Annotated in this window: 8 protein-coding genes; 2 read left to right on the forward strand and 6 right to left on the reverse strand. The window is 64.7% G+C overall.

Translation table 11 applies throughout. The annotated features are described in order from the left end of the window. Nucleotides 1-31: 31 nt before the first annotated feature. Nucleotides 32-1,633 carry a glycoside hydrolase family 68 protein gene (locus ACFVSI_RS21840; RefSeq protein WP_387828514.1) on the reverse strand — a complete coding sequence of 534 codons (1,602 nt, stop codon included), beginning with the start codon at nt 1,631-1,633 and terminating at the stop codon, nt 32-34. 465 nt (nt 1,634-2,098) lie between these two features. Beyond that, complete coding sequence (locus ACFVSI_RS21845) at nt 2,099-2,899, reverse strand: purine-nucleoside phosphorylase (RefSeq protein ID WP_387828517.1); 801 nt, start codon at nt 2,897-2,899, stop codon at nt 2,099-2,101. Between the two features lie 116 nt (nt 2,900-3,015). On the opposite strand from ACFVSI_RS21845, the gene ACFVSI_RS21850 reads away from it, so the two are divergent. Next, on the forward strand, nt 3,016-4,425 hold the full coding sequence (locus ACFVSI_RS21850; RefSeq protein WP_262277896.1) for an NAD(P)H-quinone dehydrogenase: 1,410 nt from the start codon (nt 3,016-3,018) through the stop codon (nt 4,423-4,425). 100 nt (nt 4,426-4,525) lie between these two features. Here the strand turns inward: ACFVSI_RS21850 and ACFVSI_RS21855 are convergent, their stop codons facing one another. The 4 genes from ACFVSI_RS21855 to ACFVSI_RS21870 all read right to left on the reverse strand — a co-directional run bounded on the left by ACFVSI_RS21855 (nt 4,526) and on the right by ACFVSI_RS21870 (nt 10,539). Next, on the reverse strand, nt 4,526-5,257 hold the full coding sequence (locus tag ACFVSI_RS21855) for an MBL fold metallo-hydrolase (protein WP_387828520.1): 732 nt from the start codon (nt 5,255-5,257) through the stop codon (nt 4,526-4,528). A 111-nt stretch (nt 5,258-5,368) separates the two neighbouring features. Next, entirely contained in the window at nt 5,369-6,931 is a 1,563-nt protein-coding gene (locus tag ACFVSI_RS21860) for an FAD-dependent oxidoreductase (protein ID WP_387828523.1), read from the reverse strand. After that, entirely contained in the window at nt 6,928-9,126 is a 2,199-nt protein-coding gene (locus ACFVSI_RS21865) for a molybdopterin oxidoreductase family protein (RefSeq protein WP_387828526.1), read from the reverse strand. Before ACFVSI_RS21865 ends, ACFVSI_RS21860 begins: the two co-directional genes overlap by 4 nt. Continuing rightward, nucleotides 9,127-10,539 carry an MFS transporter gene (locus tag ACFVSI_RS21870; RefSeq protein ID WP_387828529.1) on the reverse strand — a complete coding sequence of 471 codons (1,413 nt, stop codon included), beginning with the start codon at nt 10,537-10,539 and terminating at the stop codon, nt 9,127-9,129. Between the two features lie 305 nt (nt 10,540-10,844). On the opposite strand from ACFVSI_RS21870, the gene ACFVSI_RS21875 reads away from it, so the two are divergent. Next, complete coding sequence (locus ACFVSI_RS21875) at nt 10,845-12,254, forward strand: MFS transporter (protein WP_387828532.1); 1,410 nt, start codon at nt 10,845-10,847, stop codon at nt 12,252-12,254. The last annotated feature ends 43 nt before the right edge of the window (nt 12,255-12,297 follow it).

Consider the following 12,297-nt stretch of genomic DNA (forward strand, 5'->3'; position numbering starts at 1 on the left):
GAGCACCCCGCCGTGGCCTTAGGGCCGGGTGTTACTTGTAGAGGCCCTCGCCGCCAACGCGGACGTTGGTGGGGAGGTAGCCGAACGGGCCGAGGCCGTTCTGGCCGAAGCTGCGGTCAACCTGCGTCACGCCGGCTTTGAAGTTCATCTTCACGGTGGGTGAGAGGGAACCGCCGCGGACGCCGTCCACGTTGTCGATGAACGACTGCACCAGGCCACCGGGCTGCACGTAGTGCGAGTAGGCCTGGAACTGGCGGCCGTTCTGGCGCGGGTCCGGACCTTCCGGCGCGTTGGCCGGCATGTTCAGGTCCGTGGGTGATCCGAGAGCCAGTCCGCTGTTGTTGACGGGCTGGTAGTCGGAACGGACGCCGTCGCCGACGAAGCCGTAGACGCCGTCGGGGCCGCGCATGCCATCCGCGTACGTGAACTGGTGGCTGATGGTGAACAGGTAGTACTTGTTCTTGCCATTCTCGTTCTGGATGAAGATCTGCGGGCGCTCCGTCTGGTCATTGACGCAGTTGGCGGACAGGAGCGGCGGGAGGAAGCTCCACTTTGTCAGGTCCTTGTTGTCGGCCACAGCCAAGCCAACGTTGGCGGTCTGGTACCAGGCGCCGGTGGTGCTGTTGACCTGGTCCACGGACTCGGCGTGGGGATCGCCAGGGCGGTAGCCGAGGTCCTCCTGCTTGCACTTGTAGGAGCCGCGGGTGCCGCCGGTGTTGCCTTCGAACACCATGAAGGTCTTGCCCGGGTGGGCAGGGTCACTGAAGGTGTACGGATCACGGAAGGCGAAGCCCGGGTTCTGGGCTTTGTTCTGGTACAGCTTTCCGTCCGGTTCCAGCAGCTTGGTGTGCTGGAAGCCGTCGAAGCTGACGCCGTCCTTGGTGGCGTGGATGTTGCCCAAGGCTTTGGCGATGACGGCATCCGGGGCAATCCCGCCGCCGCCTGCGTTCCGCTCGGCGACGTCGTAGAACGTGGTGGCCGTGTAGAAGACGTTGATCTTGTTGCCCTGCATCAGGCGCGTGGAGCCGGACCATTCGGTGTTGCCGATGGAGGTGTTGGGCAGGAAGAGATGTCCGCCGTAGTTCCACTTGTCCTTGGCGGGATCGGCGTTGGTCTTCCGGAAGAAGTAGCCGATCCGTGCGTTCCAGTGGCGCTGGTCGAAGCCGTAGCCGGCGTGGCGGTCGGCCACCAGGGCGAAGATAACGTCCCAGCCCTTGTAGCTGATCTGGTTGGCATTCTCGTCAGTCAGCGACCACGTATCCCAGACCCACACGTCGTCGTTCATTGCCGGGAAGTCCTTGGGAATCTCCGGCATGGTGACGTTGGGGCTCATGGAGTTCTGGCCGGGCGAAACGTTGGGGTTGCTCTGGGCCATGATCTGCTTGGCGTCGGCCCGGGTCCACTTCGAGGTGAAGTTGGCGGCGGGATCGTAGGCCTGCTGGGTGTGCAGCGACGGCAGCGGGAAGCCGGGCGTGGGTGCCGGCATGGTGCTCGACGGCGGGTCGGCAGGCAGGTTCGCCTGCGCGGCCGGCGTCACCAGCAGGATGGTGCCCGCTACGCTGGCAGCCGCTGCGACGGCTACTGCCCGTCGCAGACGCCGCCGAGGCCGTTGGGGGTTTGAGTGCGTGTTCATGCTTGCTCTTCTCGCGGAGTGTTGGACTTCGTGGAGTGGGGCGCATGCCCTGTTCCCCGGTTGGGGTCTCGACTCAGTCGTCCATCGATCCGCTGGTGGCGTCATCGAAGGACGCCATCGTTTCGAGGTGGCGGTGAGTCCCGGAAGGAGGCTCACCACGGGTGGTTCCGGCACGTCGACTTACCGGAACAGACTCCACGCTAGACACGTGTTAGGCCGCAAATCAAAGGGTGTTTCGGAGGCCCAAACAGCTACTCGCCAGTACATGCGCAAGCGCTTACATTGCCAACGTGCGCGCGTGGCATATGCCGCCGTCGAGAATCAAATGTTGCGCAATAAATCTGTTTTATTCTGTGAATTTACTGTGCGTTTACGCCCCCGTTAAAAACAACGCGGGGTCACTTACGGCCCATGTTTGTCGTAAACATCGGCCATAAGTGACCCCGCGTTGCTCGGAGGGAGCGGTTACAGCTTGGCGATGATCTCCGCCAGAAGCTTCGAGATCCGCTTGCCAGCTGCCTGCCCGGCTTCCAGAACCTCCGCATGGCTCAACGGCACCGGGCTTATGCCTGCGGCGAGGTTCGTGACCAGCGAGATGCCAAAGACTTCCATGCCTGCGTGCCGGCCGGCGATGGCTTCCAACGCCGTGGACATGCCCACCAGGTCCGCACCGATCCGCTTGGCATACTGCACCTCGGCCGGGGTCTCATAGTGCGGGCCGGTGAACTGTGCGTACACGCCTTCCTGCAGCGAGGAATCGACCTCCCGGGCCAGCTGCCGGATGCGCGGGGAGTAGAGGTCCGTGAGGTCCACGAAAGTTGCGCCCTCAAGCGGTGAGGTTGCCGTCAAGTTGATGTGGTCACCGATCAGCACGGGGGTGCCAGGCGTCCAGTCCTCGTTCAGCCCGCCACAGCCGTTGGTCAGCACCAGTGTCTTGCAGCCTGCGGCTGCAGCCGTACGGACGCCGTGGACAACCGAGCGGACGCCGCGGCCTTCGTAGTAGTGCGTCCTTGCACCCAGGACCAGGGCGCGCTTGCCCTCCTTGGTGAGTACGGAACGGATGGTGCCCACGTGGCCCACCACGGCTGGTTTATGGAAGCCCGGCACCTCGGAGGCATTCAAGGTTGCTGTGGTCTCGCCGATGAGATCGGCGGCTTCGGCCCAGCCGGATCCGAGCACCAGCGCTACGTCGTGGGACTCGACGCCGGTCTCGGCGGCTATGAAGTCTGCGGCGGCCTGGGCGGCTTCAAAGGGGTCTGTGTTCATCAGCTCAGTGTTACTCACTGGTACAAGCTACCTTGCGTCAACCGCAATCAGGTAGGGGCAGAGGTGAGGGTGGGCTGAGTGGCAGCCTGCGGGGCAATAAGCGAGAATTGAGGATTGTGACCACCCAAGTTGACTTCAGTGCCCCCCGTATCGCGATCCTGGGAGGTGGTCCCGGCGGATACGAAGCCGCCATGGTAGCCGCCTCACTGGGTGCCCACGTCACCATCGTCGAGCGCGCCGGCCTCGGCGGATCCGCCGTGCTGACCGACGTCGTGCCCTCCAAGACCCTGATCGCCACCGCCGACCTCATGACCCGCGTCGGTGAGGCGGACGAGCTGGGAGTCAAGTTCGACGGCGACGGCGCGGCCTCCAAGCCCCGCGCCGACCTCAAGCACATCAACGACCGCGTCCTGAACCTGGCCCACGGACAGTCCAACGACATCCGCGCCGGCCTTGAGCGTTTGGGCGTGGAAATCGTCATCGGCTCCGGCAAACTGCTCGACAACAACACCATCGAGGTCCTGACCCTGGAAGGGACCCGCACCATCGACGCCGACGCCATCCTTTTGGCCGTCGGCGCCCACCCGCGCGAACTCCCCACGGCAAAGCCCGACGGCGAACGCATCCTCAACTGGGCCCAGATTTACAACCTGGACGAACTGCCCGAGGAACTGATTGTGGTGGGATCCGGTGTCACCGGTGCCGAATTCGCCTCCGCCTACAACGGCCTGGGCTCCAAGGTCACCTTGATTTCCAGCCGCGACCAGGTCCTCCCCGGCGAGGACACGGACGCTGCCAAGTTGCTGGAGGGCGTCTTCGAACGCCGCGGCGTCCGCGTTTTGTCCAAGTCCCGCGCGAATGCGGTTGAGCGGACGGACGACGGCGTGAAGGTCACCTTGGGTGACGGTTCCGTGGTGACGGGCTCGCACTGCCTGGTGTGCGTCGGATCCATCCCGAACACCGCAGGGGTCGGACTCGAAGAAGCCGGCGTGACGCTGACCGAATCGGGCCACATCAAGGTCGACGGCGTTTCCCGCACCACTGCGCCCAACATCTACGCCGCCGGCGACTGCACAGGCGTCTTTGCCTTGGCGTCTGTGGCTGCCATGCAGGGCCGGATCGCCATTGCGCACTTCATGGGCGACGGCGTGAAGCCGCTCAAGCTCAACCAGGTGGCGTCGAACATCTTCACCTCTCCGGAGATTGCCTCCGTGGGCGTGTCCGAGGCTGATCTCGCCTCTGGCAAGTACCAGGGCGACGTCGTGATGCTCTCGTTGCTCAGCAATGCCCGTGCCAAGATGCGCAACACCAAGGACGGCTTCGTCAAGATCATCGCCCGCAAGGGATCCGGCACCGTCATCGGTGGCGTGGTGGTGGGACCGAACGCCTCGGAACTGATTTTCCCGATCTCTGTGGCTGTTACCCAGAAGCTGCACGTTGACGACGTAGCAAGCGCCTTCACCGTGTACCCGTCACTGACCGGCTCCATCTCGGAGGCCGCACGCCGCCTGCACGTGCACATGTAGCCCGCTGCTTCACGGGAGTCCGTTTCGGGGCTTCGCTGCGCAGGGTGCCGTTTGCACGGGACTCTGCGCAGCCAAGCCATCGAAACGGGCTCTTTGTGTCTTAGGAGCCCAGTGCAGCCACCGCTTCGGCCAAGGGCATGTGCAGGGCGGGGCCGTGACCTGGGAGGATCACGTCAGCCTGCAGGCCTTCCAATTGCCGGGCAGAGTTCAGCGCCGCGGTCGGGTCCGAGTGGAACATCTTGTGCAGCATCTGTGGGCCTTCCTTGCTGCTGATCGGGTGCCCGCTGACGAACGTGTCTCCCACGGCGATCGCTCCGGCGTCCGGCAGCCGGAGGACCACGTTTCCGGGGGTGTGGCCGGGCAGTGTCATTGCCTCAGGCCGGCCTGGGAGGCCAGCGAGCCGTGAAGGGGTCCAGGCTTCGGCGCTTACGGCCGGCTTGGCTTGGAGGGCCTTGGCCTTGATGACATGGACCATCCAGCGGAAGACAGTTGGTCGCCACACCCTGGCCAGGACTTGGCCCATGGTGACCTGATGCTTCTCCTTGCCCTGGACGTGGGCCAGCTCCTCCGGGGAGCAGAGGACGGGCGTCCCGTAGCTCTCAGAGAAGAAGGCGGCGGAGCCAATGTGGTCCACGTGGCCGTGCGTGATGAGCATGGCCTTGGCCTGAGCAGGATCGAGTCCCAGCTGGCGGATGGAGTCGAGCACGAGGCCCTGGTCTGCGGGGTATCCGCCGTCGATCAGGAGGAAACCTGTCTCATCGCGGACAATGAGCCAGTTGGACGCGGGCCCTTCGACAAAATGGACGCCGGGGGCGGGTTCAGAGATGTTCACTGTCGGAATTCTAGTCCGCCGGGGCGTCCACGCGACTTCGCCGGAAAGCTGCGGGTACACCCGGAAGCTTCCGGCTAACCCGCAGCTTTCCAGCGATCCCGCGGCCCGCCCTTAGGCAGCAGCTCCTTGGAAGTGCTTCTCGATGAGGCCCTTGATGTCCTCGTGGCATCCACCGCAGCCGGTCCCGGCCCGGGTTGCTTTGGAAACCTCCGCCACGGAAGAGCAGCCCTCCACCACGGAATCCCCGATACTTGCGGCGCTGACACCGGCACAGCGGCACACGGTTCTTTGGGGGTCATTGTTCGCGGCACCGGCATCGAGTTGGTCCGGGCCATCGAGCCGGAGCAGCAAGGAGCGGTCCGCGGGCAGCTCGGAGGCGCGTTCGAACAGCATCACCAGTTCAGCGGCAGTCCTGGGCATGCCCACGGCAACCAGCCCTTCCAGCACACCGCCCCGGGTGGTCATCTTCACGTAGCGGCCGTGTTCGGGGTCTGCCCACTGCGAGATCTGCCGGCGGGCGCGGCCGGCAGCAGCCCCGGCCACAAGGAGTTCCTCGTCCCAAGGATCGGCCTGGTTGTCGCCCGCCACGGCCAGGGTGAGGCCACGGGCTTTCAACACAATGACACCGGGCTTTTCAGCGGCCAGCGGCTCCAGCGAATCCGCGGCGGTCTGTCCATCCCGGGCAAGGACCATCAGGTACTCCGCCAGCCACTCTGCCTGCCGCCACCCGGGACCAACAAGGCCGGAAGGACCAACGGCGTTTCGGCACTCAACGCAGGAGGCATCAGAGCAGCGGACTTCGGCGCAGTCACCAATTGCGAACATGTGTGGCTCGTGATGCGTACGGAGGTGGTGGTCCACCAGGATCCCGTCGGCAACAGGCAGACCGCAGCCCTCCGCCAACTCGATCCGGGGCCGGACGCCGCAGGACAGGACCAGCAGGTCGCCGTCGATCGCGGAACCGTCGGCGAGCAACAACGCCGAGAAAGACTCGTCAGGGCCCGCGGTTTCGACGCCGGTGGAGCGGGCGTTCCCGGCCATGCGGACTCCGTTGGCGCGCAGGCTGGCAGTCAGGACCGAGCCACTGCCGCGGTCGATGCTGCGGCCCAGCGGAAACGGTCCGTTGTGGACCACGGTTGCCTGGGCACCTTCCTCGGAGACGGCCAAGGCAGTCTCCAAGCCGAGCACGCCGCCGCCGAGGACAACAACGCGCTTGCGCCCGGCTACCGCCGAACGCAGAACGGCAGCGTCCTTCAGGTCACGGAGCGTGATCACGCCACGGGGCAGTACCGGCCCGGAAGGATCGGGATTGAGTCCGGTGAGGTTGGGGATGACGGGCCGTGAACCTGTGGCAAAGACCAACCGGTCGTAGCGCTCAGCGCTGCCATCGCAAAGGACAACCGTCTGGCGGGCGCGGTCAATGCGCCTGACCGTGGTGCCAAGCCGGATTTCCACACCGGAAGCTTCCAAGTCAGCAGCATCCGCCATGGCAAGGGCACCGGCCGTTGTACGCCCCACCCCAAGCTCGGCGACCATCACGCGGTTGTAGGCAGCCTCGGTTTCCTGTCCTACAACGAGCAGCTGCACCAAGCCCGAACGAACGGAAGGAAGCAGCTCGTCCACCAGACGAGCGGCCACCGGCCCGAATCCAACAACAACAATGCGCTCGCTCACAATGCCTCCTTGGCGTGCAATGACAGTCCCGCGTCTGCGAGAACGGCGGGGACCGGGTTGGAAACTGCGCGTCGGACCCACACCCGGCTGGTCTTGAATTCCGGCATGCCGGAGATCGGATCGGTTGCGGCCTCAGTGAGCCGGTTGGCGTTCTCCTGGCCGGGGAAATGGAATGGCAGGAAAACAGTGTCAGGCCGGACGTTGTTGCTCAGCTCCGCACGGCACAAGACCTCGCCGCGCGCGTTCGTCACCGTGGCGTAGTCGCCATCGGCGATCCCGCGGGAGGCAGCCGTGGAGGGGTGGATCAGCAGGCGCGCCTGTGGCTGAGCGGCCAACAAGTCAGCAACCCGCCGTGTCTGCGAACCGGACTGATAGTGCTCCAGCAGCCGCCCGGTGGCCAAGGCCAGCGAATCATCGGCGAATGAACGCACGGCCCTCTTGGACGGGGTCACGGGAACCATCACGGCCCGGCCATCGGCGTGCGCGAAGCCATCGGCAAACAGTCGGGGAGTGCCGTTGGTGCCCACGGGGTACGGCCAGTAGGCAGCTTCGCCGCGGTCCAACATGGCGTAGTCGATGCCGGAATAATCGGCCAAGCCACCGGCAGAAGCCAAACGCAGTTCCTCGAACACAGTCTGGGGATCGTCACTGAAGGTGGATGGCGCTTGTAGAAGCTCGGCGAGACGCGCCATCATCCACAATTCGTTGCGGACACCAGGGGGAGGGGTCAGCGCACGGCGACGCCGGATCACGCGTCCCTCAAGGTTGGTCAGCGTTCCCTCCTCCTCGGCCCATTGCGTCACCGGCAACACAAGGTCCGCCTCCATCGCCGTCTCCGACATGAAGAAGTCGCAGACCACCAGGAAGTCGAGGTCCCTGAGCCCGGCAGTGACGGCATTGGTGTCCGGTGCCGAGACCACCACGTTGGCGCCGTGCACGAAAAGGCAACGGACGCCGTCGGGCTTTCCGAGTGACTTGAGGAGTTCGACGGCGGGCAGTCCCGGACCGGGGATGAGCGACTCGTCGATGCCCCACACGGAAGCGATATGGGCGCGTGCCGCGGGATCGGTGATCTTGCGGTAGCCCGGTAGCTGGTCGGCCTTCTGGCCGTGTTCTCGTCCGCCCTGGCCGTTGCCCTGTCCGGTGAGCGTGCCGTAGCCGCTTCGCGCCGATCCGGGCAGGCCCAGGAGGAGGCTGAGATTGATGGCGGCCGTGGCAGTGTCTGTACCGTCCACGTGTTGTTCCACCCCGCGGCCGCTGAGGATGTAGCTGCCGCCGGCCCGTGCACCTTGGGCGAGACGGCGTGCAGTGTCCCGGATGAGGTTCGCAGGGACGCCGGTGATGGACTGGACCCGTTCCGGCCAGAAAGCGTTAAGGCTGCGCACCACCGCCGGGTAGCCGGAGGTGCGGGCAGCCACAAAAGCAGAGTCCACCAAACCCTCATGGACCACTACGTGCGAAATGCCCAAAAGGAGCGCCAAATCAGTACCTGGCGTCGGCTGCAGGTGGAGGCCGCCGCCGTCGGACGTTAAGGCCGCAGTAGCCGAGCGGCGGGGGTCCACCACGATCAGCCCGCCGGCGTCGCGTGCGCCTTGCAGGTGCTGGACGAACGGCGGCATGGTTTCGGCGACGTTGGAACCAAGCATGAGGATGACGGCGGCGGAGTCGAGGTCCGCGACCGGGAAGGGGAGTCCGCGGTCCACGCCGAACGCGCGGTTCCCGGCGGCTGCGGCCGAGGACATGCAAAACCGGCCGTTGTAATCGATTCTTGAAGTGCGAAGGGCCAAACGGGCGAACTTGCCCAGCATGTAGGCCTTCTCGTTGGTGAGGCCGCCGCCGCCGAAGACCCCCACGGCGTCGTTCCCGTAATGCTGCTGCGTCTCCTTGACGGCGGCCGTGATGAGCGTGAGGGCTTGCTCCCAGGTGATCGGTTGGTGGACGCCGTCGGAGCCTTTGAGCAGCGGCTCGGTGACACGGCCGTTGTGACGCAACAACGACGCCGACGTCCAGCCCTTGCGGCACAGCCCGCCCCGGTTGGTGGGGAACTCGCGCCCGGAAACTTCGAGGGGCGCGGCGGGTTGGGCAGGCGCGGCGGCCGCTGGCGCCTGGCCCGCCACCTCAGGGGTGGCCGGGCTCAGCGTCATGGCGCACTGGAGCGCGCAGTAGGGGCAGTGGGTATCGGCGCCGTTGGGCATCTAGATGTGTCCGATCGTGTTGCGCTGGCGGGCGGGGCGGATGTAGCAGACCCAGCAAACGGCCAGCATCAGGACATAGGCCGCCACGAATCCGTAGAACGCCGGGGTGTAGGAGCCGCTGGCGGTGTTGGAGGCGTTGAGCACCTGCGGAATCACGAAGCCGCCGTAGGCGCCGATCGCGGAGATCAGGCCGAGGGAAGACGCTGCGAGGCGTGCCGTGGCGGCGCTGCTGGCACCGGAACGGGCTGCCCGGCTGGACGTCGCGAAGATGACCGGGATCATACGGTAGGTAGCGCCGTTTCCGAAGCCGCTGGAGACAAAGAGCAGGAGGAACAGGCCAAGGAAGAGCCAGAAATTCTTCAGCGGCAGCGTCCAGATCATGGTGAGGGTGATCATGGCCATCGATGCGAACGCGGTGATGGTCATGCGTGCCCCGCCCATGCGGTCGGCCATGCGTCCGCCGTAGGGCCGGGCGAGGGAGCCAACCAGCGGCCCAAGGAAGGCCAGGGACAATGCCACTGCACCGACGTGGATGGAGGAAAACTCCGGGAAGTAGTCCTTGATCAGCTTGGGAAAGACACCTGCGAAACCGATGAATGAGCCGAAAGTGCCGATGTACAGGAACGCCATGATCCACAGGTGCGGTTCCTTCACCGCGGCCAGGGAGCCGGCCACGTCACCCTTGGCGCTGGTGAGGTTGTTCATGTACTTCCAGGCGCCGAAGGCGGCGACAATGATCAGCGGGATCCAGATGATGCCAGCCATGGGCAGGTTTACCGTTCCGGCCGCCAGCAGGGTGATGGCGATGGGGACGACAAGCTGTGCGACGGCGGCACCCAGGTTTCCGCCTGCGGCGTTCAGTCCCAGGGCCCAACCCTTTTCGCGGGCGGGGTAGAAGAAGGTGATGTTGGCCATCGAGCTGGCGAAGTTGCCACCACCGAAGCCTGCCAGGGCGGCCATGAGGAGCATGACGCCGAACGGAGTCTGCGGGTTCGAGACACAGAGCGCCAGTCCTGTGGTGGGGATCAGGAGCAGCAGTGTCGAGACAATGGTCCAGTTCCGGCCACCGAACCTGGGAACCATGAAGGTGTAGGGGATACGAAGTGTTGCGCCTACGAGGCTGGGGATGGAGATGAGCCAGAAGATCTGGTTGGTGTCGAACGTGAAGCCGGCCGCGGGGAGCTGCACAACCACGATGGACCACAGCTGCCACACAACGAATCCGAGGAATTCGGCGAAAATGGACCAGTACAGGTTTCGCTTCGCGATGACCCGGCCTTCGGCTTCCCACTGGCTTTTGTCCTCGGCATCCCAGTTGGCAATCCAGCGGCCGGGGCGGTGTTCAAGAGCGGTGGTGGCGGCAGCAGTGGACTGGACTGGAGCCAGTGCATCTGCGGTGCTTTCAACAGTCACGGAGTGCCTCCTTGGTGGGGGTCGTTGTTCTTCCAAGGTAGGTTTGGCGCATTTCGCGGACGGTCGCTGTTTGTAAACGCGCTGTGACATTTCCCTATCAGAGCGGTCACCGGCGCGTGAGGCGTCGGTGAGGCGTTGGTGAGGTATTGTGGCGCAGGCCACATATTGGGATTTTCCGATGTGTCCGCATGCTGGACATTGTTGTCCAGTGAATGGACGGCGGGAACTATTATTGAACTCTCAAATAATCCTTCTCCGGGTGGTGCGCTCAGGCACCGCACGGCGTGAACGAAAGCTGCTACTACATGTCTTCCACTGCACCATCCAAGGAAGGCGAGTCCACTCGACCGGTGAACTCGCGGGGGCGGGTGATCTTCGCCAGCCTGATCGGCACCACGATCGAGTTCTACGACTTCTACGCGTACGCGACGGCGTCTGTGCTCGTCTTCCCGAAGCTCTTCTTCCCCGATGCCACCGACATCAACGCCCTGCTCAGCGCCTTCGCCATCTTCGGCGTCGCCTTCTTCGCGCGGCCTATCGGCGCCGTGGTCTTCGGGCACTTTGGTGACAAGATCGGCCGAAAGGGAACCCTGGTGGCTTCCTTGCTGACGATGGGTATTGCCACCTTCCTTATCGGCCTTCTCCCCGAAGCATCGTTGCCCGGGTGGGCCATCCTTGCGCCGCTGCTGCTTGTGGTCCTGCGGTTCTTCCAGGGTCTGGCCCTGGGCGGCGAATGGTCCGGTGCCGCCTTGCTCGCCACCGAGAACGCGCCCGAGGGAAAGCGCGCCATCTACGGTACGTTCCCGCAGCTGGGTGCCCCGATCGGCTTCATCATCGCCAACGTGATCTTCATCTGGATGAATGTTGCTCTGACTCCCGAACAATTCCTGGCATGGGGCTGGCGAGTGCCGTTCCTCGTGAGCGCCGTGTTGGTGATTGTGGGCCTGTACGTCCGACTCAAGCTCGTGGAGAGCGCATCCTTCACCAAGGTGGTCCAGCAGGACAAGGTCCAGAAGCTTCCCCTGGGTGCCACGCTCAAGAACCACTGGCGCCCCGTGGTCGCAGGCACGTTCATCATGTTTGCCACCTACGTGCTGTTCTACATCATGACCACCTTCACCCTCTCCTACGGCACCAAGCCGACGTTGGCAGGTGCGCAGGCGGCTGCTGAGAAGGCCGGCAAGCCCATGACCGCGGAGCAGATTGCCGCGTTCGTGCCGGGTCTGGGGATCTCCCGTTCCGACTTCCTGTGGATGCTGATCATCGGTGTGATCTTCTTCGGTATCTTCACCGTTGTCTCCGGGCCGCTGGCCGAAAAGTGGGGGCGCCGCAAGTTCCTGCTGGGCGTCACCGCAGGCATCTTTGTCTTCGGTGCCCTCTGGTTCACCATGTTCGGTCCTGGCCAGGCGGCTGCCATGGTTGGTCTCATCGTCGGCTTCACCCTCATGGGCCTGACCTTTGGTCCCATGGCGGCCATCCTGCCCGAGCTGTTCCCGGCCAACGTCCGGTACACGGGCTCCGCTGTGGCGTACAACCTGTCCTCCATGATCGGCGCGGCACCTGCGTCCTTCGTGGCCATCGCCCTGTGGTCCGCAGCGAACGGAAGCACCTGGCTGGTGGGGGTCTACATGGCCGTCGCTGCGGTGGTCACGTTCGTCGCTCTGTGGTTCACCCGCGAAACCAAGGACACGGACTACGAGAACAACGTAGCCTAAGCAGCCCTTGACGACGCCGGCCCCGCACCGAAAGGTGCGGGGC

This window comes from Paenarthrobacter sp. NPDC057981 (assembly GCF_042886835.1).
Lineage (GTDB): Bacteria > Actinomycetota > Actinomycetes > Actinomycetales > Micrococcaceae > Arthrobacter.

Excerpts from the sequence above, each read along its gene's own strand:
- ACFVSI_RS21845 (WP_387828517.1), bottom strand. The coding sequence starts at position 2,899 with ATGAACACAGACCCCTTTGAAGCCGCCCAGGCCGCCGCAGACTTCATA.
- ACFVSI_RS21840 (WP_387828514.1), bottom strand. The coding sequence starts at position 1,633 with ATGAACACGCACTCAAACCCCCAACGGCCTCGGCGGCGTCTGCGACGG.
- ACFVSI_RS21865 (WP_387828526.1), bottom strand. The coding sequence starts at position 9,126 with ATGCCCAACGGCGCCGATACCCACTGCCCCTACTGCGCGCTCCAGTGC.
- ACFVSI_RS21875 (WP_387828532.1), top strand. The coding sequence starts at position 10,845 with ATGTCTTCCACTGCACCATCCAAGGAAGGCGAGTCCACTCGACCGGTG.